This is a genomic window from Amycolatopsis lexingtonensis, from assembly GCF_014873755.1.
GTDB classification, from domain to species: domain Bacteria; phylum Actinomycetota; class Actinomycetes; order Mycobacteriales; family Pseudonocardiaceae; genus Amycolatopsis; species Amycolatopsis lexingtonensis.
The window spans coordinates 45,053-68,378 of sequence record NZ_JADBEG010000001.1 but is presented as its reverse complement, the minus strand read 5'-3'; the positions used below and the strand labels follow the sequence as shown (position 1 = coordinate 68,378).

Sequence of the window (23,326 nt, the reverse complement as noted above, 5' to 3'; positions counted from 1 at the left end):
TAGAGTGAACGGGATGATCCGGGTCCAGGTCGTCGACGACCACGCGCTCGTGCGCGAGGGCATCGCGCTGATCCTCGGCGCGCAACCGGATCTCGACGTCGTCGCGCAGTACGGGAGCGGCCCGGAGCTGCTCGCCTCCGCCGTCGAGGCCGACGTCGTGCTGCTCGATCTGTACCTGCCCGGCATGGACGGCCTCGAAGTCCTGCGCCGGCTCCCGGCCACGGCACCGCGGGTGCTGATGCTGACCACGGTCGGGCGGCCCCGCGAAATCCGGGAAGCGCTCAACGCGGGCGCGGCCGGGTTCGTGCTCAAGGACTCCTCCGGCGACGAGCTGGCGGCCGCCGTCCGGGCCGCCCACCACGGCGTGGCCGCGCTGAGCCCGGCGGTGGCGTCGGCGCTGAGCGCGGGCGGTGCGCTGACCCCGCGCGAGCGGGACGTGCTGGCGCTGCTCGGCGAAGGACTGTCCAATCGGGACATCGCGGCCCGGCTGCGGCTCGCCGAGCGGACGGTGAAGGTGCACGTCGGCAACGTGCTGGCCAAGCTGGGCGTCACGAGCCGCACCCAGGCGGCGCTGCTGGCGAGGGACCGGTGATCGGGTCGTGGTGCGCGGAGCGCCTGGGAAGCACCCCGGCCGAGGTGCTGTTCGAGCGCCGGTCCTTGTCGGACGTCGTCGGGCTCCGGCTGGCCGACGGCCGGGAAGTCGTGGTGAAGGCCCGTGCGGACGACGGCCGGGCCGCGTCCTGCGTGGCCGCGCAGGAACACCTGGCCGCGCAAGGGTTCCCGTGTCCCCGGCCGCTCACCGCGGTGACCTTCGCGGACGGGCTGGCCGTGCACGCCGAGGAGTACCGGCCCGGCGGTGAGGTGCTCCGCGGCGACTCGCCGGACATCGCGGTGCGCTACGCGGCGGTGTTCGCGTGGCTGATGACCGAGCTGGCCGAGGTCCGCGTCCCGCCGCCGCTGCCGAACCCGCGCTGGGCGCGGTGGGACCACGACGGCCCGGGCTTGTGGCCGCCGATCGGCTTCCTGGACGAGCGGGCCCAGCGCGCGGTGCCCGGCTACGTCGTCGAAACTGCGGCGCGGACCCGCGCCCGGTTGCTGGCCACGGACCTGCCGTGCGTGCTGGGCCACGCCGACTTCGAAGCCCAGAACCTCCGCTGGGACGAGGAGGTCCGGTCCGTGCACGACTGGGACAGCCTGGCGTGGCAGCCGGAAGCGGCACTCGTGGGCGCGGCCTCCGGAACGTTCTCCAGCGACTCGCCGACGACACTGGCTCCGGTCGCGAGCTCCGCGGCTTTCCTGGCGGCGTACCAGGACTTCCGCGGCCGGCGGTTCACCGCGGAGGAGCGTGCGGCGAGGCGGTCCGCGCGCAGGCCGCCGAGCGGCTGGCTAACGCGCGTACGCGGCCATGAACATGTCCAGCAGGGCGTCGACGGTCTGCTCGTCGGCGACGCGGGTGGAGAGCAGGTAGCGGTAGTAGAGCGTGCCGCAGAGGACTTCCGCGGGGAACGCCAGGTCGACGCCGTCGACGAGCTCCCCCGCTTCCTGCGCCCGGGTGATCCGGGCCAGCGTGCTTTCCTCGACCGTGCGCAAGAACCGCTCGTGCAGCGTGGCCCGCAGCGTTTCGTCGGCCTGTGCCTCGGCGATCACCGCGCGGTACACCGGTCCGATCGGCGGTGCGGCCAGCGCGGGTGCCGAACGCAGGAACTGCTCGCGCAGGTCGGCCCGGACGTCGCCGGTGTCGTGGTAGTCCAGGTCGGTGGTCCAGACCCGGGCGAGCGCGTCCAGCAGCAGCGCCGCCATGGACGGCCAGCGCCGGTAGATGGTGTGCTTCCCGACCCCGGCCCGGCGGGCGACCGCCTCGATGCTCAAGCCCGCGTAGCCGGCCTCGGCGGCGAGTTCGAGGGTCACGTCGAGGAGTTCGGCGGTCCGGGCGGCGCCCCGGCGTCGCGGTTCGGCCATGCCCCGGAGCATAACGGCACGCGCCGTGCCATTGACAGCCCGGCGCGGCCGCGTCCATGATGGCGCCCAACGGCACGATCCGTGCCGATAACGCGAAGGAGTACCGCCATGACCACGTTCACGGCCGAAGAGCGCGCCGCGATGAAGGAGCACGCCAAAGAGCTCAAGACCGCGGCGCGCCGCGCGTCGCAGGCGGACAAAGCGGCGCAGGCGGAACGGGACGTGCTCGCGAAGATCGCGGAAATGGCGCCGGCGGACCGGATCCTGGCCGAGCGCGTCCACGCCGTCGTCACGGCGAACGCGCCGGTGCTCGAGCCGAAGCTGTGGTACGGCATGCCGTCCTACGCGCGCGACGGCAAGATCGTCTGCTTCTTCCAGAGCGCGGAGAAGTTCAAAGCCCGCTACGCGACGCTCGGCTTCAGCGACCAGGCGAACCTCGACGACGGCGAGATGTGGGCGGCGGGCTTCGCGCTCACCGCGGTGACCCCGGCGGTGGAGCAGAGAATCGCCGAGCTGGTGACGCGCGCGGTGGCCTGATCCGGGCCCGGGCTTGTACGCCGCGTGTACAAGCCCGCCCTAGCGTCGCGCGCCATGTCGAAGAAGCTGCTTTCGCTGGGCGTGTTCGCCGCACTCGCGGCCACCGCCTTCACCGCCACCGACGCGGCCGCCGCGCCGAAGACCTACTACGTCGACCAGGCCGCCGGCAGTGACACCGCGGCCGGGACGTCGCAGTCGGCGCCGTGGAAGTCCCTCGCCAAGGTCGCCGCGACCACCCTGGCCCCCGGGGACACCGTGCTGCTGCGCCGCGGCCGGACCTGGAGCGGCGGGCTCGCCGTCCGCGGCTCCGGCAGCGCGGCCGCGCCGGTGACCATCGGCGCCTACGGCACCGGCGCGCGCCCGATCGTCCAGGGGAACGAAGAAGCCTGCGTCGACCTGCCGGGGAGCTACCTCACGGTGCAGGACCTGCAGGTCGGCGTCGCGGCGGACGCCGGGCGCTGCTCCTGGGCGGGCGTCGAAGTCGGCGGGGACCACGACAAGGTGCTCTCGAACTACATCACCGGCGCCGGCGCGGGCGTCTACATCGCCCCCAGCGCCGACGGCACCGAAGTCACGCAGAACGACCTCGTCGACAACAACCACATGACCGTCGTGACGCCGGGCGGCAGCGACGACTCGGGCGCGTTCGCGATCCTGGTGCAGGGCAACGGATCCGACATCGGCTGGAACCGGATCAGCGGCTCGATCGCGGTGAGCGACGACTTCGGCGGCCTCGACGGCGCCGCGGTCGAGATCTTCTACGGCTCCGGCAACGTCATCCACCACAACATCTCCGAGGACAACGAGTCCTTCACCGAGCTCGGCACCGACGCCGGCGACCCGGACGGCGTGTCCCGCGACAACGTCTACGAATACAACGCCGTCTTCGGCGCCAAGACCCGCGGCGGCATCGTGACGCGCGGCGCCGACGACCAGAACGGCCCGGTGACCGGCACCGTCTTCCGCAACAACTCGGTCCGGCTGAGCAACGCCGAATCCGAGGGTTTCGTCTGCTACGGCGGCTGCACGAACCAGACCCTGAAGCTCACCCAGAACGTCGTCCAGGCCGCCATGAAGGTCGGGTACGCCGACACCGGCTGGACCGCCACCGACCACAACGTCTTCTACGGCGGCCAGCGGCAGTTCACACCGGGCACCACGGACAAGGTCGCCGACCCGAAGTTCACCTCGGCCACTAACCTGATCCTGCAGCCGACGAGCCCGGCGATCGGCCTCGGCACGACGAAGTACGCGGACGTCGACGTCGACGGAAACGCGATCGGCACGCGGATCGACGCGGGCGCCTACCAGTTCACCCCGTGACGTACCGGGTCAGCATCGCGACCATCTCGTTCTCCAGCTTCCCGGCGTCCACCGGCTCGCGGTCGGCCACGAGCTGGTGGACGACGAGCTCGGTCGTGGTGACGCAGAGCCGGGCCGCCGTCTCGGTGTCGGCGACCCGGACCTCGGGGTGGTGGTCGAACAGCTCCTGGACGTAGGAGACCAGGGACTGCTTCAGCCGCTCGACCTTGTCGAGCAGCTCCTTCGACCGCGGCGCCTGTTCGATGAGCAGGCGCAGCAGCTGCGGGTCGCCGAGGTGGGTTTCGATCGCGCCGCGGACGAACACGCGGAAGATCTCCTCGATCGAGGCGGGCAGTTCCCCGTGCTGGATCCGTTCCGTGGCGGCGGTGCCTTTATCGAGGTGGCGGACCAGCAGCTCGGCCAGGATCGCGTCCTTGTTCGGGAAGTACTGGTACAGCGAGCCGATGGAGATGCCGGCGTGCTCGGCGATGCGGTTCGTGGTGCCCGCGGCGTAGCCGAACTCGCCGAAAACGTGAGCAGCCGCGGTCAGGATCCGCTCCCGGGTCAGCTCGGCGCGGACCTGACGCGGCTGTTTACGTGGCTGGATGCGGCGCTCGGCCGAACTCACGGCCCCTCCTCGCGCGCTGCTCGAAAGCGAGTAGCGCAGGATCTGAGTATTTGCTCATAATTGTGCCATGACCAGCAAAAACACGCTGAGCCGAGTCACCATGGCCGAGGTGCGCGCCCGGCTGGGCGAGCCCGAAGCGATGATCGAAGCCAAGATCGGCGACCGCATCGACCGGCACGCCCGCCGCTTCATCGCCCATTCGCCGTTCCTGACGCTGGCCACCGCCGACGCCGCGGGCCGCGCCGACTGCTCGCCCCGGGGCGACTACCCCGGGTTCGTGAAGGTCCTCGACGAACGCACCCTCGCCATGCCCGACCGCACCGGCAACAAGATCGCGGACTCCTTCCGCAACATCGCCGAGAACGACGGCGTCGGCCTGCTGTTCTTCGTCCCCGGCACGCGGGAAACCCTGCGTGTCAACGGCCGCGCGTACGTCACCGACGAGCCCGACGTCCTGGCCCGCATGCGCACTGAAGCGAAGGAGCCGATGCTCGCCATCATCATCGAGGTCGAGCAGGTGTACTTCCACTGCGGCCGCGCGCTGATCCGCTCGCGGCTGTGGGATCCGGCGAGCCAGGCGCTGGCGGCGGAGCTGCCGTCGGCGGGCGAGGTCGCCGCCGAGGCGATGGGTGCCGATCCCGAACTCCTCGAGCAGCTGCTCGAAGAGGGCTACCGGAAGCTGTACTGACCATGCAGAAAACGATCCTCGACCGCGTCGAGCGCGTCGCCGACGACGTCGTTTCCCTCGTCCTGCGCGGCGACGAAGGGCCGCTCGAAGCGTGGGAACCGGGCGCGCACATCGACCTCGCGCTGCCGAACTGGCTGACCCGGCAGTATTCCCTGTGCGGGGACCCGGCCGACCTCTCGGCGTACCGGATCGCGGTCCGGCACGACCCGCTCAGCCGCGGTGGCTCGGAGTACGTCCACCTGTTCCTGCAACCGGGCCGGACGCTCGAAGTTTCCGCGCCGCGCAACCACTTCCCGCTCGTGCCGGCGCCGGAATACCTGTTCCTGGCGGGCGGCATCGGGATCACGCCGATCCTGCCGATGCTGCGCGCCGCCGGGCCCGCGGCGACGCTGGTGTACGCCGGTCGTTCGCCCAGCACGATGCCGTTCGCGGCGGACCTCCGCGCCGAGTTCGGCGACCGCGTGCGGCTGTTCGGCCACGGCCGCCCGGACCTCGCGGCACTGGCGGCGGAGTTCCCGGCGGCGGAGGTCTACTGCTGCGGCCCGGCGTCCATGGTGGACGCGGCCGAAGCGCTGTTCCCGCGCGTGCACACCGAACGCTTCCAGCCCACGCGGCGGGAGTTCGGGCCCGATACGCCGTTCGAAGTGGAGTGCGCGCGGTCCGGCGGCACGATCCGCGTCCCCGCCGACGAATCCCTGCTCGACGCGCTGAACCACGCCGGCCGTCCGGTGCCGTCGGGCTGCCGCGAAGGGGTTTGCGGCAGCTGCGAGCTTTCCGTGCTGGACGGCGAACCCGAGCACCGCGACGACATCGGCGCACCCGAGGGCCGGATGTACGCCTGCGTGTCACGGGCGCGCTCGCCCCGGCTCGTGCTGGACGTCTGATGATCCCCAAGGTGCGCCGCCCGAAGACGCGGCGGATGCTCACCCTCGAAGTCCGCGCGAACACGGCGCCGAGCCCGTCGTTCCGCACGATCACCCTCGGCGGCCCGGACCTCGCCGACCTCGAACCGGCGGGCCACGACCAGGCCGTGCGGCTGTTCTTCCCGCGCGCGGGCCAGGACCGGCTGCGGATGCCGACGCCGGACAACGAGGGCTGGATGGCCGAGGTGCTGATGCTGCCGAAGAGCCGCCGCCCCTGGGTCCGCAACTACACGATCCGCCGAGCCCGTCCCGGCGAGATCGACATCGAGTTCGCGTTGCACGACGGCGACGCCCCGGCGGCTTCCTGGGCCCGGCGGGCGCGCCCGGGCGATCCGGCCGGGGTGTTCGACCTCGGTGTCAGTTACCTGCCGCCGCCCGGGGTTCCGTGGCAGCTGCTGGCCGGGGACGAGAGCGCGGTGCCCGCGATCCTGGCGATCCTCGACCACGCGCCTGCCGGGCTGGTGGCGGAGGTGTTCCTGGAGGTGCCTTCGGCGGCCGATGTCCGGGAGGTCGAGGTGCCTGCGGGGGTGCGTGTGCGGTGGCTGCCCCGGGCGCGGGCGGAGGACCGGCCGGGCGAGCTGGCTCTGTCGGCGCTCGTGGCTGCGGACCTTCCGCCCGGACCGGCTTATGCGTGGGTGGCCGGGGAGGCGGCGCTGGCCACCGGGGCGCGCCGTCACCTGGTGCGGGAGCGGGGCTGGGCGAAGGGGGACATCGCGTTCCTGGGCTACTGGCGACAGGGGCGGGCCGCGCCGGGGTGAGCCGCGGTGCGTTGGCCGCCGGTGATCGGCTCGCCGAACGTCTTGAATGAGTCATTCAGGTCTTCGGAGGTCCTGAATGACTCATTCAAGACGTTGGCAGTAGGGCGGGCGTACCATCGCGAGCAGCCTCGACGACGAGGAGACGGGCGTGGGCGAACTCGGGCTGGCCGACACCAACGGCATCCTCGCCCTGCCCTGGGTGCGCCCGGACCGGACCAGCGCGGGCCTCGGCTGGGACCGCGTCTACGTCTCCCGGCAGCGCGAACGCCCCTACCGCGCCGAGTTCGGGGCCGCGCGCAGCCACCAGCTGATCCTGCACCTCGACGGCCCGGTGACCGTACGCCGCGGCGTCGGGACCGCGCGCGAGCAGAGCAAGCGGATGCCCGTCGGCGGGCTCTTCCTGCAGCCCTCGCACGCGGAGCTGTCCGTCGAGCTGGGCGGCGAGCTCGACACCGTGCACGTCTACCTCGCCGACGACGCCGTGCAGGAAGCCGCCGGGGAGAACGCGCCGGTCCGGCTCGCCGAGGAGCTGGGCAGCACCGATCCCCTGCTCGAACAGCTCGTGCTGAGCCTCGACGGCGTCGTTCGCGACTGGGAACCCAGCGCCCGCACCTACGCCGACCAGCTGGGGGCGCTCGTCGCGGCCCAGCTCGTCCGCCGCCACGGTGCCGGGACCGTGCCGGAAGCCGTCGGCCGCGGGCTCTCGGACCGGCAGTTCGCGACGGTCCGGGACTTCATGGCGGACCGGCTGGCCGAGCCGGTCCCGCTGGCCGAGCTGGCGGCGCTCGCGGGGTTGAGCGTCAGCCAGTTCTCCCGCCGCTTCAAGGCCCGCACCGGCCTGCCCCCGCACCGCTTCCTGCTGCGGCTGCGCGTGGAACAGGCGGGGTTGCTGCTGCGTACCGGCGACGCCCCGATCGCGGAGATCGCCGTCCGCTGCGGGTTCTCGCACCAGGAACACCTGACGCGGGTCCTGCGTGCCCAGCTCGGCACGACCCCAGCCGCCCTGCGCCGGGCGGGCTGACACACGCGCGTTTCGTGCCGCCCGGCAGCACGAACGTGCAGGACCACGTCCCCCAGGACGTCCGATACTCCCCGCATGACCTCGTTCAGCTACGCCGCGAACCCCGTCCGGGTGGTCTTCGGCTCGCTCGACACCCTCGGCGCCGAAGCCGGCCGGCTCGGGCTCACCCGCGTCCTGCTGATCGGGCGGCCGCGGCACGGCGACCGCGCCGCCGAAGCGCTCGGCTCCCGGCTCGCCGCGCGCTTCGAAGAGCCCGCCATGCACACCCCCGTCGACGTCACCGAGCGCGCGCTCAAGCTCGTCGCCGAGCACGACGTCGACGGCGTCGTCGCGATCGGCGGCGGCTCGGCCACCGGGCTGGCCAAGGCGATCGCCCTCCACACCGACCTGCCGCAGCTGATCGTCCCCACGACGTACGCGGGCTCCGAGCTGACCTCCGTGCTCGGCCAGACCACCGACGGCCGCAAGACCACGCAGAAGACCCCGAAGGTCCGGCCCGAAGCCGTCCTCTACGACGTCGGCCTGACCCTCGACCTGCCGGTGAGCGTCTCCGCGGCCAGCGGCCTCAACGCGCTCGCCCACGCCGTCGAAGCCCGCTACGCCCCCGACGCCAACCCGATGACCGACCTGCTCGCCGCGGAGGCGACCAGGCTGCTCACGAGCGCCCTGCCGCGCATCGCCGCCGATCCGTCCGATGTGGACGCCCGGACCGACGCCCTCCGCGGCGCCTGGCTGGCGGGCAGCTGCCTCGACGCCGTCGAGATGGGACTGCACCACCGGCTCTGCCACCGCCTCGGCGGCAAGTTCGGCCTGCCGCACGCCGAAACCCACGCCGTCCTCCTCCCGTACGTCATGGCGCACCAGGGTCTCGACGACGCGGACGACGTCTTCGAACTCACCGCGAGCCTCCCCATCCCGCACTCGCTGGCCGAACTCGGGCTCACCGAAGCGGACATCGAGGACGAGCCCGAAGCCGACCTCCTCCGCCAGGCCCTGCACGGCACCCGCCCGGCCGCGCGCCCGAGCCTCAAGGCGCTCACGAAACAGGTCGTCGCCAGCTTCGCCGGCGCGCCGGACCGCGTCCGCACCCTCCTCACCGACCTCGTCGAGACCCTGCACGGCTACGCCATCCGCACCGATCTCACCCAGGACGAGTGGGAGTACGCGATCGGCTTCCTGACCCGCGCCGGGCACATCACGACCGACACCCGGCAGGAGTTCATCCTGCTGTCGGACACCCTCGGCGTCTCCAGCGTCGTCGACGTCCTGACCAACTCGCGCACGCCGGACACGACGCCGTCGGCCGTGCTGGGACCGTTCTACGTCGAGGGCCCGCCGGAGACGCCGCAGGGCGCCGACATCGCGGACGGCCTCCCCGGCACTCCACTGTGGACCGACATCCGGGTCACCGACACCGAAGACCGGCCCGTGCCCGAAGCGATCGTCGACGTCTGGCAGTCCAATGAGGACGGCTTCTACGACGTCCAGCTGCCCGAAGTGGAGGGTCCGGTGCTGCGCGCCCGGTTCCGGACCGACGCCGATGGCAGGCTGAACTTCCGGACCATCGTGCCGAGCGCGTACCCGATCCCGGCCGACGGCCCGGTCGGCGAGATGCTGAACGCCGTCGGGCGGCACCCCTACCGCGCGCCGCACGTGCACTTCATGATCGCCAAGCCCGGCTACCGCACGCTGATCACGCAGCTGTTCGTCGCGGGCGGCGACTACCTCGACTCCGACACCGTGTTCGGCGTCAAGGACGGCCTGATCGTCGACTTCTCCCGGCAGCGGCTCGACTTCACCTTCCGGATCCAGGGGAGCACCGAATGAGCTACGACACCGACGTCATCGTGGTCGGCAGCGGCCCGGCCGGCGGCTCGGCGGCCCTGCTGCTCGCCACCTACGGCGTACCCACGGTGCTGGCCACCAAGTACGGCTGGACGGCGAACACGCCCCGCGCGCACATCACCAACCAGCGCACCATGGAGGTGCTGCGCGACCTCGGCGTCGAGGACAAGGCCCTCGCCGCCGGCACCCCGCCGGAGCTGATGGGCGACACCGTGCTCTGCACCTCGCTGACCGGGCCGGAGATCGGCCGGATCGCCAGCTGGGGCACCGGCGACCGGTCGGCGGCGGAGTACGCCGCGGCCAGCCCGTGCCACATGATCGACCTGCCGCAGACCTACCTCGAACCGATCCTGGTGAGCGAGGCCGCCGCGCGCGGCGCGAAACTGCGGCTGGACACCGAGTTCCTCGACTTCACCCAGGACGGCGACGGTGTCACGGCCCGGTTCCGCGACCGCGTCCGCGGTGACGAGTTCACGTTGCGCGCCAAGTACCTGATCGGCGCGGACGGCGCCCGCAGCCGCGTCGCCGAGCAGGCCGGCCTGCCGATCGCCGGGCAGACCGGCAAGGCGGGCAGCATGAACATCACGTTCACCGCCGACCTCGCGCCGTACGTGGCCCACCGGCCGAGCGTCCTGTACTGGGTGATGCGGCCGGGCGCGCACCTCGGCGGGATCGGGATGGGTCTGGTCCGGATGGTCCGGCCGTGGCGCGAATGGCTGCTGACCTGGGGCTACGACATCGAGCAGGCCCCGCCGGAGGTCGACGTCGAGGAGGCGACGCGGCTGGTGCGCGACCTGGTCGGCGACCCGGAGCTCGAGGTCGAGATCACCTCGACGTCGCTGTGGACGGTCAACCACAACTACGCCACCGAGTACCGGTCCGGCCGGGTGTTCTGCGCCGGGGACGCCGTGCACCGGCACCCGCCGTCCAACGGGCTCGGCTCGAACACGTCGATCCAGGACTCCTACAACCTGGCCTGGAAGCTCGCGATGGTCCTGCGCGGCGAGGCCGGCGAAGGACTGCTGGACAGCTACAGCGCCGAACGGGCGCCAGTGGGCAAGCAGATCGTCGACCGGGCCAATCTCAGCCGCGAGCAGTTCGGGCCGATCTTCGCCGCGCTGGGCATCACCGGCGACACCGACGCCGACGGCATCATGGCCGGGCTCGAGACCTGCCTGGCGGCCACGGCCGAAGGCGCGCGCAAACGTCGTGAGCTGGAAAAAGCGATCGAGCTGAAGCACTACGAGTTCAACGCGCACGGCGTCGAGCTGGACCAGCGGTACGTCTCCGGCGCGGTGCTGCCCGACGGCGTCGCGGCGGAACCGGAGCGGGACCCCGAGCTGTTCCACCGGCCGAGCACCGAGCCGGGCGCGAAGCTGCCGCACGCGTGGCTGGTGGGCTCCCACGGCCGCCGGGTGTCCACTTTGGACCTCGTCGGCGGCGGCCGGTGTACGGTGCTGACCGGCCTGACCGGCACGCCATGGCGCGACGCGGCGGCCAAGGTGGGCGCCGAGCTGGGCTTCGACCTGCGCGCCGTCCGGATCGGCGACCCCGGCGCCCGCGACGCCTACGGCGACTGGTCCCGGCTGAGCGGTATCGACGAGGACGGCTGCCTGCTGGTCCGCCCGGACGGTTACGTCGCCTGGCGCCACGCGGCCGCGTCGCCCGACGCCGCGAAAACCCTGCTCAGCGCGGTGCGGACGGTCCTCGACCGGCCCTGATCACGGCGTGGTGGTGACCCCGGTGAACGTCACCGGGGTCTTCGGGGGCCCGCTGCCGTCGCCGATGCCCGGCTTCGCGGGGTCGATGCCGCCGCGGGCGACCCGGTCCAGGACGGCGAGGCCGGCGTCGTCGATGCTGCCGAACACCGTGTACTCCGGCGGGATCCGCGTCTCGCCGAAGACCAGGAAGAACTGGGAGCCGCCAGTGTCCGGCTGGGTCGTCTTCGCCATGGCCAGGACGCCGCGGCCGTAGGTCAGCTCGGGGAACACCTCGTCGCGGATCGTGTAGCCGGGGCCGCCGGTCCCGTCGCCGACCGGGTCGCCGCACTGGAGCATCTGCAGCCCGGACGTCACCGAGAGCCGGTGGCACGACGTGCCGTCGTAGAAGCCCTGTTTCGCCAGGCTCAGGAAGTTGACCACCGTGCACGGCGCCAGCGCGCGGTCCAGCGTCAGCCCGATGGCACCCGCGCTCGTGGCGAGCCGCACGTCGGCGGTCCCGGAGGACGGCGCCGGGCCGTCCGGCGGGAGCGCGACCTTCTTCGGGGCCGGTGCGCCCGGGTCAGGGGTGAACGCGCAGGTCACCGGGTCGGCGAGCGGTTTCGTCCGCTTCGGCATCGCGGCCCGGCCGCCCGGGATCGAGACCGGCGAAGTGACCGCGACCGGCGGCGTTGACGACGCCGTCGTCGACGCCGGTGCGGTGAAGAAACCACCGCCGGCCTGGGCGTCCGGCTTGCGCAGGAAGCCGGGGTAGCCCCAGGCCAGGAACGCCAGCACCATCACGACGACGACCACAACGGACCCCGTGACCAGCGCGATCGCCGTCGCCGACGACTGCTTCGGCGGCACCGGCGGCTGCCACTGCCCGTGCGGCTGGGACCGCTCCCCCGGCTCGCTCATGCCCGCTGCTCCCCTCGTCGAGAGCACCATTCTGCCGCTACGGGCCGCCTTCCGGGCGAGAACGCGCGATCACGGCAGGCCCCAGGGCGAACTCGGCCCGCCGGGGGTGACCGGCCGGACGCCGAAGTCCGGCTTGTCCCCCTTCCGGTAAACGAAGGCGTCCTCGCCGCGCCCGAGTTCGACTTGGACGTCCCCCGTGGCCAGCCGCCGCCACCGGCGGGCCCGGCCGCGCGCGTCCGTCACGGCGAGCTCGCCGTCGATGCCCGGCCGCAGCACGCACGGCGCCCCGGCCTCGCTGTGCACCTTCAGCCAGCGCGTCTTGCCGCCGGCCCGCGACGCGCTGAGCAGGAACGCGCCCTCGGTGCGGAAGTCCCGCAGCGCGATGTCGCCCCACGCCGACGGCACCGCGGGGAACAGCCGGAGCACGCCGCCCCAGCTCTGCACCAGCATGTCCTGCAGGGACTTCGCCGCCGAGAGCGGCGTTTCGATGACCGGCCCGGACTCCTTGTACATGGTGTTCGGCTGGATGTAGCGGCGTTGCAGCTCGCCGAGGTAGAACGCGGCCTGGTCGCCGCGCAGCATCTGCGCCGAGATCGACGCGGCCCCGGTGAACGTGTAGCCCTGCAGGGCGCCTTCGAAGCCCACCCAGTGGTTCAGCGACGTCTCGATGATCTGCCGGTGCTCCGGCTGCTCCCAGGTGACGTCGTAGAGCGGGTAGATCTGCAGCAGGTGCGAGTAGTGCCGGTGCGACTTCGCGAACGGCACCCCGGCGCCGATCATGTAGCCGTTCGCGTCGGCCGGGTAGGCCACGAGGTTCGCGAGGACGTCCCGCCACTTCGTCGCGAGCGGGTCGCCGGGCGCGATCTGCAGGAGGGTCTTGCAGCCCCACCGGATGAGCGAGAGGTCGTAGTTGCAGTCCGGCGCGTTGACGCCGTACTCGGGCGAGAACGTCGGCGGCAGGTGCAGCTTCCCGTCCGGGCCCGGGGCGAGGAAGTGCAGGTAGTAGTTGATCGCCTTGCGCAGCAACGGGAACAGCGTGCCGGCGAGCAGCTCGCGGTCCATCGTGTGCCGGTAGGACAGCCACACGTTGTGCAGCGCCCAGGTCAGGTTGCCGACCTCCGGCGTCGGCGTGTCCTTCCCCGGGATGCCGACGGGGAACCCGCTGGTGGCGTTCGAGACGCCGTTGAGCAGGGTCATGTCGGTCGTGCGCGGGATGCCGGCGGAGTCGGCCTGGTACGGCTCGGCCACCTGGCTCGTCAGGTTCGCCCGGTACTTGTCCAGTGTGTGGCTGACGGCGTCGAGTTCCAGGTGGTTGGAGCCGTGGATCAGCCAGTACTCGAGCTGGACGTTGAGGTTCCACCACGTGGCCGGCCACGGCGTGTTCTCCAGCCACGGCCCGGACGTCGCCATCACCGGTGCCTCGCGCCGGGCCGCCGACGCGACCTTGTACAGCTGGATCCAGTAGAAGCTCTGCAGCCGGGTGTCCGGAATGGACAGGAAGCTGCCGCGGTAGAAGTCGTGCCACCAGCGCCGGTGGTCGCGGGTCAGCTCGGGGAACGCGCCCGCCCGGCGGACCGTGCCGAGCGCCCGCGCCACCGACGTCTTCTCCGGGTGCGACCACGCGACCGACGTGTACAGCGTGCGCGCGGCCCCGCGCGGCACCTCCCGCCAGGCCGTCACGTGCTCGCCGCCGGCCAGCAGCGGCTGGACGGCGAGCTGGGCATCGCCGTTGGTGCTCACGTTCACCGGCGGGTTCGCGGTGTAGCCGGCCGGCGGCGGCTTGTTCCACACCGGATCGGCGCGCGGGCTGACCGCCACCGCCGGGTGGAACACCCACTTGAACGCCCGTTCGCCTTCGCTGGGCCGGACTTCGACCGCGAGCAGCGACTGTCCGGTGTGGACGATCGCGCGCAGGCTCAGGCTGCCCGCCGCGGTCGTGATCCTGCCGGTCAGCTCGGCGTTCCAGAGGTCCAGCCGCCAGTCGATCGCGGTGATCGCGCCGACCGGCTCCAGCGTGAAGTACCCGATGGGCAGCCGGGCCAGGCCGAAGAGCGAGCCGAACTCCGGCCGGTGGTCCTGCACCTGGCTGTGCTGGACGTTGAAGCGGATCGCGTTCTGCCCCGGCTCGGCGTAAATGCCCGAGCCGAGGAACCCGTTGCCCAGGAACGGGCCCTCGTACCAGGTCTTCGGCAGCCGCCGCCAGTACAGGTCCGCGGTGCCCAGGAACCCGGCCCAGCCGAAGTCGTCGCTGCCGGGGGTGTCCGCGTACGCGGGCGTGATCCCGGCGGCGGCCAGCCCGGCGAGCGCGCCGCCGAGCACAGTCCTGCGGGTGATGTCCATTCCGGCCTCCTCGTCGAAGCAGGTGTCAGTCAGGCAGGCCCCACGCGGGCGCCGAGCCGAGGGCGGGAACGTCTCGCGGCGCGCAGTCCGGCCGCCCGCCCCGCGGGGTGACGACGGCGGTGCCGCCGCGCCGCAGCCCGATCGAGATCCGGCCCGGGCCGGTGGCGCGCCACGGCAGGTGCCTGCCGTGCTCGTCGCGGACGTCGACGTCCCCGGTGATGCCGTGCTGCAGGACCAGGGGTTCCCCGGCTTCGCTTTGCACGCGGACGAACTCCGTGATGCCCGCGCGCCGGGAAGCGTCCACGAGGAACGCGCCCTCCGCGCGCAGCCCCGAAATCGAGGCGTCCCGCCAGGTCGCCGACACCGACGGGAAGATCTTGAGCACGCCCCCGGACCCCTGCAGCACCATGTCCACCACGGACTGCGCGGCCGTGATCGGGCTTTCGATGGCGAAGTTCGAGCCCTCGCGGTACATCGTGTTCGCGGTCAGCTCGGTGTCCGCGACGATGTTGCGGTCGAGGAAGAACTTCAGGTACCGCAACGCTTCTTCCGGCGAGTCCATCACGGACTTCATCGAGGACGCGGCCGCGTAGCTGTAGCCGTGCCAGGCGGACTGGTCGGCGGCCCAGTGGTCGAAGGTGCGGGTCATGATGTCCCGGTCGGCGGGGTTGTCCCAGACCTTTTCCCGCAGCGGGTACAACCACAGCAGGTGCGAGAAGTGCCGGTGCGACGCGGCCAGCGGGACGCCGTCGCCGATGAGCACGCCGTTGACGGGATCTTCGTGGTAGGGCACCAGTTTCGCGCTGATCTCCTGCCAGATCGGCACGCGCGGCTCGTCGAGGCGCAGGATCCGGGCCGTGTCGACGAGGGTGCGGGCCGCCCACCGGATCAGCGACAGGTCGTAGGTGCAGTCCGGAGCGTCGGCGTACTCCGGCGACCGGGTCAGCGGCAGGTGCAGGGCGCCGTCGGGACCGGTGACCAGGAAGTGGCGGTAGAAGTTCAGCGCCTTCGCCAGCGTCGGGTACAGGACGTCGCGGAGCACGCGCCGGTCCAGGTGGTGGCGGTAGGCCAGCCAGACGTTGTGCAGGCCCCACAACAGGTTCCCGGTCTGGTCGGTCTTGGACGTCGTCCCGGGTACGCCGACCGAGCGTGTGCCGCCGGGGCGCAGGCGCCAGTCGCCCGGGTGCGAAAGCGCGTAGGTGTCGCCGTCGCGGTACGCGGGCGGCACGGACGCCTCGAGGTTCGCGCGGTCGCGCCGGAAGGTCTCGGTGACGGCGTCGAGTTCGGGGTGGTTGCTGCTGTTGACGATCGGGTAGGTGACCTGGACGTTGAGGTTCCACCAGACCGCGGTCCAGCTGTTGCCGACCTCGGGGAACCACGGGCCCCACTCCGAGACCACGGGCCCGTCCGCGCGCGTGGCGGACGCGATCTTGTACAGCTGGATCCAGTAGAACCGCTGCACCTGCTTGTCCGGCACCGAAACGAAGCTGCGCCGGTGGTAGTCGTTCCACCAGTGGCGGTGGCGCGCGAGGAGGAAGTCCGGATTCAGGGCAAGCGCTTTCCGGACCGACGCGACGGCGTCGGCGGTGTGCGTGGTGCCCGGGAAGCTGTAGGCGACGGTCGCGGCGAGGAGCCGGCGGGCCCCGATCGCGCGTTCCCGCCACGCCGTCGTGTACCCGCCCCCGGCGAGCATCGGCTGCGCGCAGTACCCGTCCGCGAGCTCGGGCGCGGGGTTCGCGACGTACTCGGGCGGCTTGCGGACCGTCCGCGTCGTGGCGGACTCCAGCGGCTGGAACGCCCAGGCCGCACCGGATTCGCCCGCGCTCGGGGTCGTCGAGACGAGCAGCACGCCGAGGTCGTTGTGCACCACCGCGGAGAAGGCGACCGAGCCCTGCGTCGTGGTGATGGTGCCGCCCAGCTCGGCGTTGTAGAGGTCGAGCGTCCAGTCGACGGCGGTGATCGCGCCGGCGAAGGTGAGCGTGAGGTAGCCGATCGGCAGCCGGGACAGGCCGATGCCGGCCTCCCACTGGATCCGCTGGTCCTGCACCTGGGTGTGGCTCAGCATCACCTTGAGCACCTGCGGCGCCTGGCCGGCGTAGACCTGCGCGCCGAGGTAGCCGTTGGCCAGGAACGGGCCTTCCCGCCAGTTCTTCGGCAGCCGCTTCCAGATCATCCGCGCGTCCGCGGCGACGTCGCGGTGCGGGTTCGCCGCGGCCAGCGCGGGTGGCGCCGCCCGGGCCCACAGACCCCCGAAGGCAGCGGCCCCGGCCGCGACCGAGGCAGCACGGAGCACCGTCCGCCGGGACATCGAGTCCATGAAGCATCCTCCGAATTCATACTACGTTTCGGTGCGTTCAAGCGGCGGCGTGCGGCCATACTTGCAGAGGGTGCCCCAAAAGGCCAGAGTTGTTCACCCGGAAAGCGGCAGAGACATCCGATGAATACTGTCGCCGGAACCCGGTGCCAGTGAGCGCCCCAATGTGGCGTTCGGTGCGTCCAGCGCACCCAATGTGGCGTTCGGTGCGTCTGACGCACCCAATGCCACATTGGGGCGCGTGCCCGGCCGCCCCTTTCCCCGGAGCACGACCCGCTCACCGGCGCCCAGCGGATCGCCGCGGCGATGGCCCGCCACGTCGGCATCGGCGACGCCCGGGTGATCGTCGGCTTCAGCGCGCTCGGCGGGCACGTCGGCGAGGTCGAGCTGGGCCCGGGCCCGGAGTACTTCGTGACCCTCGGCGCGCACTACCAGGACGACCCGCGCGACATCCCGGCCGTGCTCGCGCACGAGGTGACGCACGTCTTCCTGCACCGCCACGGGCTCCGCCACGCCGACCTCGCCCGCCACGAGATCCTGACCGACACGGCGGCCCTCTACCTCGGTCTCGGCCACCCGATGCCGGCGGCGTACCGCGTCGACGTCACGCAGGGCCGCTACACGCGCCGCCGGACGACGTCCCGGGTCGGCTACCTGTCCCCGCCGGAGATGGGCTACGTGCTGGCGAAGCGCGCATTGGCGTTCGGCGAGGAGGTCCGGCCGTTCTCCGGCGCCGCGGCGGAGGCGTACCGGCTCGGCCACACCCGCGCACTGGCGGACTACGCCCGTCCCCCGCTGTCGGGCGCGGGCCGCGCGGCCCGCGCGCGATACCGGCGGGACCGCGAGCTGAGCCGATCGGCCGCGGACTACCACTTCGCCGGCGGCAAGGTCGCGTTCGCCTGCCCCGCCTGCGGTCACGGCACCCGGCTGCCCGCCGGACGTTCGGTGCGGGCCCGCTGCGCGGTCTGCCGCTCGGTCTTCGGCTGCGAGACCTAAAGCGGCGGGAGCGCGGTCGAATCCAGCCAGCGGGTGAAGAACGCGGTCAGCGACCGGCCCGCGTACGCCTCCGCCGTCGTCACGAACTGGCCCGTCGTGACCAGCCCGTGCCGGTGCTCGACCGCCCACGCCTTCAGCAGTGCGAAGAACGCCGGATCGCCGATCTCCCCGCGCAGCGCGTGCAGGGTCAGGCCGCCGCGCTTGTACACGCGCTCGTCGAACATCCGCGCCACGCCCGGGTCGGCGATGCGGACGTCGGCCGGCTTGAGCTTCATGCGCGCGTGCCAGTCCCGGGCCAGCGCCTGCGCGGACGGCCCGCCGGACTCCTCCGACCACAGCCACTCGGCGTAGGTCGCGAAGCCCTCGTTCAGCCAGATGTGGCGCCAGTCCGCCACCGTCAGGCTGTTGCCGAACCACTGGTGCGACAACTCGTGCACGACGAGCCGCTCGTACGTGCGGCGGCCGTCGACGTGGTTGGCGCCGAAGATCGACATGCCCTGGGCTTCGATCGGGTCGTCGAGGTCGTCGTCGGTGACGACGATGACGTACTCGGCGAACGGGTACGGGCCGAACAGCCGCTGCAGGAACTCCATCATCCGGCCCTGCCTGCCGAAGTCGCGGTCGAACGCCCGGCGCAGCCGCGGCGGCACGGCGGCCCGCTGCGGCACGGTCTCGAAGATCGACTCCACCTGCCCGCTGGCGCGCCCGATGCCGAGGCTCAGCCGGCGCAGGCCCACGCCCGTGTGCGGGAACCAGCCGCGGCCGGTCAGCTCGACGTCGTCGTAGCGGCCGATCTGCACGCTCATCAGGTACGTCGCGGTCGGCTCGGGCCGGTCGAACACCCACTTCGTCGTGCTGGCCGAGGTGGACCGCTCGACGAGCGTGCCGGTGACCGCGACCAGGTACGGCGACGCCGTCGTCAAGCTCACCCGGTACGACGCCTTGTCCGAGGGATGGTCGTTGCACGGGAACCAGGACGGCGCGCCGACCGGCTGGCTCGCCACCAGCGCGCCGTCGGTCAGCTCGTCCCAGCCGACGTCACCCCAGCGGCTGCCCACCGGGCGCGGGTTGCCGACGTAGTGGACCTCGACGGTGAACGCGGCACCCACCGCGATCGACTTCGCCGGCTTCACGTGCAGCTTCGCGCCGCGCTTCACGTACTTCGCGGGCTTCCCGTCGACCAGCACGCGGTTGATCCGGAACTCGCCGAAGTCGAAGCTGGCACGGGAAAGCGCCTGCGTCGCCTCGGCGGTGATCACGGCCGAGGCCGACAGCCGGTTCGGCGCGACCTTGTAGTCGAGCGTGAGGTCGTAGTGCCGGACCCGGTAACCGCCGTTGCCGTGGGCGGGGAGGTAGGGATCACCGGAGGTGTCCGCGCCGGGTGCCGGAGCAGGAGCCTTCGCAATCACCCGTGCCGAACCTTTCCTCGTGCCGACGTACCAAACCAGGCTCGCACGGACGGGTGAGTCCGGCGAGCCAGGTGGGTACTTCGTGACCTTCTACTTACCCGTCCACGCGGAGATCGGGTTGCCGAGCCAGCGCGTGTCGGCGGGCACCTCGTCGCCGCGGGTCACCAGCGAGCCCGGGCCGACCGTGGTGCGCGCGCCGATGCCCGCGCCCGGCAGCACGATGCCGTGTGGGCCGAGCGTCGCGCCTTCGCCGAGCGCGACCCGCGACATGCTCATGATCCGGTCGTGGAACAGGTGCGTCTGCACGACGCAGCCGCGGTTGATGGTCGCGCCGTCGCCCAGCTCGACGAGGTCGGCCTCGGGCAGCCAGTACGTCTCGAGCCAGACGCCGCGGCCGATCTTGACGCCCATCGTGCGCAGCCACGCGGTCAGCAGCGGGGTGCCGCCGACCGAGCCGATCAGCCACGGCACCGCCAGGGCCTCGACGAAGGTGTCGGCCAGCTCGTTGCGCCAGACGAAGGAGCTCCACAGCGGGTGGTCGATCTCGCGGAACTTGCCGACCAGCAGCCACTTCATCACGGTGGCGGTCAGCGCCGCGACGACCCCGGCGGCCAGCAGCGCGGGCCCGGCCAGCAGCAGCGCGACGCCGAAGCCGTATGCGGAGGCCGCCCACAGCAGCCCGAAGGCGACCGTGACGGTCAGCGCGACCCCGCACATGACCGGGATGATCCGGCACAGCTCGACCAGCGACCGCGCCGCCTTGAGGTGCAGCGCCGGGGTGTAGGTGCGGCTGGTGTCGGCGTCGCCGATCGCGCGGCGCACCGGCAGCGGCGGCATGCCGAGGTACGACGAGCCCTTCTTCGCCTTCAGGGGCGTCGAGGACAGGACGCCGACCAGGCCGCGCTTCGGCACCGAACGGCCGGGCGCGGTCATCCCCGAGTTGCCGAGGAACGCCTGCTTGCCGATCCGGGCCGGGGCGACGTGCAGCCAGCCGTGGCCCAGCTCGTAGGTGGCGACCATGGTGTCGTCGGCCAGGAACGCGCCGCTGTCGACCTTGGTCATCTTCGGCAGCGCGAGGACGGTCGACGCCTCGACGTTGCGGCCCACCTTGGCGCCGAGCAGCCGCAGCCACACCGGCGTGAACAGGCTGGCGTACAACGGGAACAGGCCTTCGCGGGCCATGCTCATCAGGCGTTCGGTGGCCCAGACCTGCCACGCGACGCGGCCGTGCACCGGGTGGTAGCCCTCGACCATGCCGATGCTCAGCGACCGGACGCCGACGAGCACGAGCAGCATGTAGGCCAGGAAGTACGCGGCCGTCGCGGCCGGCACGAAGATCAGCGCGCGGGTGAACGCGTCGAGCAGCGTCGGCGCACCGGCGATCGCGTAGCCGAGTACGGCGACGCCGGCCAGGGCGGCCACGCCGGGCAGGAAGCCGAGCGCCAGGGAGGTCGCACCGTAGACGGTGGCCCAGAAGTGCGACCGCGGCGGGCGGCTCGACGGCCACTTCAGCGCGTCACGCTCGTCCTTGGCCACGCGGGCGGCGGGCGAGCCGGCCCAGCGCTGCCCGGCCGGGACGGCGCCGCGGACGGTCGAGCCGGCCGCGATCTCCGCGCCCTTGCCGATCCGGACCCCCGGGAACAGTGTGCTGCGCGCGCCGATGCGGGCTTCCGCGCCGACGCGGACCTTGCCGATGTGCACGACGTCGCCGTCGACCCAGTGGCCGGTCAGGTCGACCTCGGGCTCGATCGCGGCGCCGCGGCCCAGCTTGAGGAAGCCGGTGACCGGCGGCGGCGAGTGCAGGTCGACGTCCTTGCCGATCCGCGCGCCGAGCGCCTTCGCGTACGTCGTCATCCAGGACGCGCCGGCGACGCTGTCCGCACCGGAGAACTCGGCGAGCTTCTCGGCCGTCCACAGTCGCAAGTGGACACTCCCGCCGCGCGGGTACGTTCCGGGGCGGACACCGGAAAGCAGCACTCGCGCACCGCCGGCGGCGATCGCGATCCGGCCCGCGGGGCTGAACAGCACCACCCACGCCAGGCCGAGCCACGCCCAGCTCAGCGTCGGCGCCCAGGCGAACCCGAGCAGCGACAGGACGTTCGACAGCGCGGCGGCGAGCGTCGCCCAGCGCAGGCCGACCAGGCCCATCAGCGGGACCGTCAGCAGCGTCTGGAGCACGCCGGCACGGCGCGGGGTCGGCGCGATCTCGCGACGTTCGGTGGCCTGGCCGCTCAGCGCGTCCAGCATCGCGGCCAGCGCGCCGAGCTTCGGGTAGGCGTAGACGTCGGCGACCGACACCTGCGGGTGCCGGGTGCGGATGCGCGCCACGACCTGCGCGGCCGTCAGGCTGCCGCCGCCGTGGGTGAAGAAGTCCGCCTTCGGGCTGTCGACCGAGACGCCGAGGATCTCGGCCCAGCCTTCGGCGAGCCACGTCTCGGTCGGGGTCAGCCCGGAAGCCTCCACTGTGGACAGTGGCCATGGGAGAGCGTTGCGGTCGACCTTGCCGGAAGTGCGGGTCGGCAGGTCGTCGACGACGGCGAGCAGCGGCACCAGCGCGGCGGGCAGCTGCTCGCGCAGCCGGGTCGCGGACTCGTCCTGATCGAACGGGACACCGGCGGCCGGGACGACGTAGCCGACGAGGACCTGGTTGCCCGCCTTGGTGCGGCGGATCGCGGCGGCCGCACCCTGCACGCCCGGCAGGGCCTGCAGCGCGGCGTCGACCTCGCCCAGCTCGATGCGGCGGCCGCCGAGCTTGACCTGCTCGTCGAGGCGGCCGAGGAACAGCAGACCTTCCTCTTCGGCGCGGACCATGTCGCCGGAGCGGTAGGCGCGCTGCCAGCCCAGCGACGGCAGCGGCGCGAACTTTTCGGCGTCCTTCTCCGCGTCGAGGTAGCGGGCCAGCCCGACGCCGCCGATGACCAGCTCGCCGGTCTCGCCCATGGCGACCGGCTGCCCCTCGTCGTTGACGACGGCGAGCTGCCAGCCGGACAGCGGCAGGCCGATCCGCACCGGGCCCTCGCCGGTCAGCTGCGCGGCGCAGGCGACGACGGTGGCCTCGGTCGGGCCGTAGGTGTTCCAGACTTCGCGGCCTTCGACGGCGACGCGCTCGGCCAGCTCCGGCGGGCAGGCTTCGCCGCCGAAGATGAGCAGGCGGACGTCTTCGAGCGCGTCGGCGGGCCACAGCGCGGCCAGCGTCGGCACGGTCGAGACGACGGTGATGCCCTGCGCGACCAGCCAGGGCCCCAGGTCGACGCCGGTGCGGACCAGCGCGCGGGGCGCCGGGACCAGGCAGGCGCCGTGGCGCCAGGCCAGCCACATCTCTTCGCAGGAGGCGTCGAAGGCGACGCTCAGCCCGGCCAGGACGCGGTCGCCGGGGCCGATCGGCTCGTCGGCGAGGAACAGCTCGGCCTCGGCGTCGACGAAGGCGGCGGCACTCGCGTGGGTGACCGCGACGCCCTTGGGCTTGCCGGTGGACCCGGAGGTGAAGATGATCCAGGCGTCGTAGGCCGGGCCGGGGACGCCGTCGCGGCCGCCCGGCGTGGAGTGGACGTTGATCTTGCCGTCGGTCGCGACCGCGGCCACCTGGGCCTCTTCGAAGACCAGTTCGGCGCGCTCGTCCGGGTCGTCCGCGTCGACCGGCACGTAGGCGGCGCCGACGGACAGGGTGGCGAGGATCGCGATGTACAGCTCGGCGGTGCCGGAGGAGATGCGGATGCCGACGCGGTCGCCCAGGCCGACGCCGTAGCCGCGCAGGCGGCGGCCGTAGGCGTCGATCTCCTCGAGCAGGCGCCGGTAGGTCAGGGTGGTGCTGCCGTCGTCGATCGCGGCGGCGTTGGGGTGGAGCTCGGCGGTCGCCGCGACGATGTCGAGCAGCGTGCGCTCGCTCGCGCCGAGCCCCGACCAGAACAGGGCGCGGTCGGCGACCGGGGCCGGCGCCGCGGTGACCGCGGCGGAACCGGTGGGTTCGATCGTGACGGTCATCGACCGC

Annotated in this window: 17 protein-coding genes; 10 read left to right on the top strand and 7 right to left on the bottom strand. The window is 72.4% G+C overall.

Annotation, left to right across the window (positions count from 1 at the left end; translation table 11 throughout):
* Positions 1-13: 13 nt before the first annotated feature.
* Positions 14-592 (top strand): LuxR C-terminal-related transcriptional regulator, encoded by a 579-nt coding sequence (locus H4696_RS00300; protein ID WP_086859346.1) that lies wholly within the window; start codon positions 14-16, stop codon positions 590-592.
* Between the two features lie 794 nt (positions 593-1,386).
* Here H4696_RS00300 and H4696_RS00295 read toward each other — a convergent pair.
* Positions 1,387-1,959, bottom strand: coding sequence for a TetR/AcrR family transcriptional regulator (locus H4696_RS00295; RefSeq protein WP_211299668.1), 573 nt, complete (start codon positions 1,957-1,959; stop codon positions 1,387-1,389).
* 108 nt (positions 1,960-2,067) lie between these two features.
* On the opposite strand from H4696_RS00295, the gene H4696_RS00290 reads away from it, so the two are divergent.
* The gene (locus H4696_RS00290; protein WP_086859342.1) at positions 2,068-2,496 is read left to right on the top strand and encodes an iron chaperone; all 429 of its coding nucleotides are present in this window, start codon (positions 2,068-2,070) and stop codon (positions 2,494-2,496) included.
* 54 nt (positions 2,497-2,550) lie between these two features.
* Positions 2,551-3,819 (top strand): right-handed parallel beta-helix repeat-containing protein, encoded by a 1,269-nt coding sequence (locus H4696_RS00285; RefSeq protein WP_086859344.1) that lies wholly within the window; start codon positions 2,551-2,553, stop codon positions 3,817-3,819.
* On the opposite strand, the gene H4696_RS00280 is transcribed toward H4696_RS00285, so the two are convergent.
* On the bottom strand, positions 3,809-4,426 hold the full coding sequence (locus tag H4696_RS00280; protein ID WP_192781964.1) for a TetR family transcriptional regulator: 618 nt from the start codon (positions 4,424-4,426) through the stop codon (positions 3,809-3,811). The two genes, H4696_RS00285 and H4696_RS00280, sit on opposite strands and share 11 nt — an antisense overlap.
* A gap of 67 nt (positions 4,427-4,493) precedes the next feature.
* Between H4696_RS00280 and H4696_RS00275 the strand changes: the two genes are divergently transcribed.
* The 6 genes from H4696_RS00275 to H4696_RS00250 all read left to right on the top strand — a co-directional run bounded on the left by H4696_RS00275 (position 4,494) and on the right by H4696_RS00250 (position 11,382).
* The gene (locus tag H4696_RS00275) at positions 4,494-5,114 is read left to right on the top strand and encodes an MSMEG_1061 family FMN-dependent PPOX-type flavoprotein (RefSeq protein WP_169734964.1); all 621 of its coding nucleotides are present in this window, start codon (positions 4,494-4,496) and stop codon (positions 5,112-5,114) included.
* 2 nt (positions 5,115-5,116) lie between these two features.
* Complete coding sequence (locus H4696_RS00270) at positions 5,117-5,998, top strand: PDR/VanB family oxidoreductase (RefSeq protein WP_192781963.1); 882 nt, start codon at positions 5,117-5,119, stop codon at positions 5,996-5,998.
* Positions 5,998-6,795 carry a siderophore-interacting protein gene (locus H4696_RS00265; protein ID WP_086863637.1) on the top strand — a complete coding sequence of 266 codons (798 nt, stop codon included), beginning with the start codon at positions 5,998-6,000 and terminating at the stop codon, positions 6,793-6,795. Before H4696_RS00270 ends, H4696_RS00265 begins: the two co-directional genes overlap by 1 nt.
* A gap of 148 nt (positions 6,796-6,943) precedes the next feature.
* Positions 6,944-7,816, top strand: coding sequence for a helix-turn-helix domain-containing protein (locus H4696_RS00260; RefSeq protein ID WP_086863638.1), 873 nt, complete (start codon positions 6,944-6,946; stop codon positions 7,814-7,816).
* Between the two features lie 75 nt (positions 7,817-7,891).
* Complete coding sequence (locus H4696_RS00255; RefSeq protein WP_086863639.1) at positions 7,892-9,643, top strand: maleylacetate reductase and hydroxyquinol 1,2-dioxygenase domain-containing protein; 1,752 nt, start codon at positions 7,892-7,894, stop codon at positions 9,641-9,643.
* Positions 9,640-11,382, top strand: a complete 1,743-nt coding sequence (locus H4696_RS00250) for an FAD-dependent monooxygenase (RefSeq protein ID WP_086863640.1) — start codon at positions 9,640-9,642, stop codon at positions 11,380-11,382. Before H4696_RS00255 ends, H4696_RS00250 begins: the two co-directional genes overlap by 4 nt.
* Here the strand turns inward: H4696_RS00250 and H4696_RS00245 are convergent, their stop codons facing one another.
* From H4696_RS00245 to H4696_RS00235, 3 genes are all read right to left on the bottom strand, one after another.
* Positions 11,383-12,279: a peptidylprolyl isomerase gene (locus tag H4696_RS00245; RefSeq protein WP_086863641.1), complete on the bottom strand. Its 897-nt coding sequence runs from the start codon at positions 12,277-12,279 to the stop codon at positions 11,383-11,385.
* 69 nt (positions 12,280-12,348) lie between these two features.
* Positions 12,349-14,619, bottom strand: a complete 2,271-nt coding sequence (locus tag H4696_RS00240; RefSeq protein ID WP_086863642.1) for a glycosyl hydrolase family 95 catalytic domain-containing protein — start codon at positions 14,617-14,619, stop codon at positions 12,349-12,351.
* Positions 14,620-14,644: 25 nt separating this feature from the next.
* Positions 14,645-16,936, bottom strand: a complete 2,292-nt coding sequence (locus H4696_RS00235; protein ID WP_086863643.1) for a glycosyl hydrolase family 95 catalytic domain-containing protein — start codon at positions 16,934-16,936, stop codon at positions 14,645-14,647.
* A 303-nt stretch (positions 16,937-17,239) separates the two neighbouring features.
* Between H4696_RS00235 and H4696_RS00230 the strand changes: the two genes are divergently transcribed.
* Entirely contained in the window at positions 17,240-17,929 is a 690-nt protein-coding gene (locus H4696_RS00230; protein ID WP_192781962.1) for a hypothetical protein, read from the top strand.
* Here the strand turns inward: H4696_RS00230 and H4696_RS00225 are convergent.
* Together H4696_RS00225 and H4696_RS00220 are read right to left on the bottom strand one after the other, a co-directional pair.
* Complete coding sequence (locus H4696_RS00225; protein WP_086863645.1) at positions 17,926-19,338, bottom strand: M1 family metallopeptidase; 1,413 nt, start codon at positions 19,336-19,338, stop codon at positions 17,926-17,928. The genes H4696_RS00230 and H4696_RS00225 overlap by 4 nt on opposite strands.
* Positions 19,339-19,428: 90 nt before the next feature.
* Positions 19,429-23,319, bottom strand: coding sequence for a Pls/PosA family non-ribosomal peptide synthetase (locus H4696_RS00220; protein WP_086863646.1), 3,891 nt, complete (start codon positions 23,317-23,319; stop codon positions 19,429-19,431).
* Between the last annotated feature and the right edge of the window lie 7 nt (positions 23,320-23,326).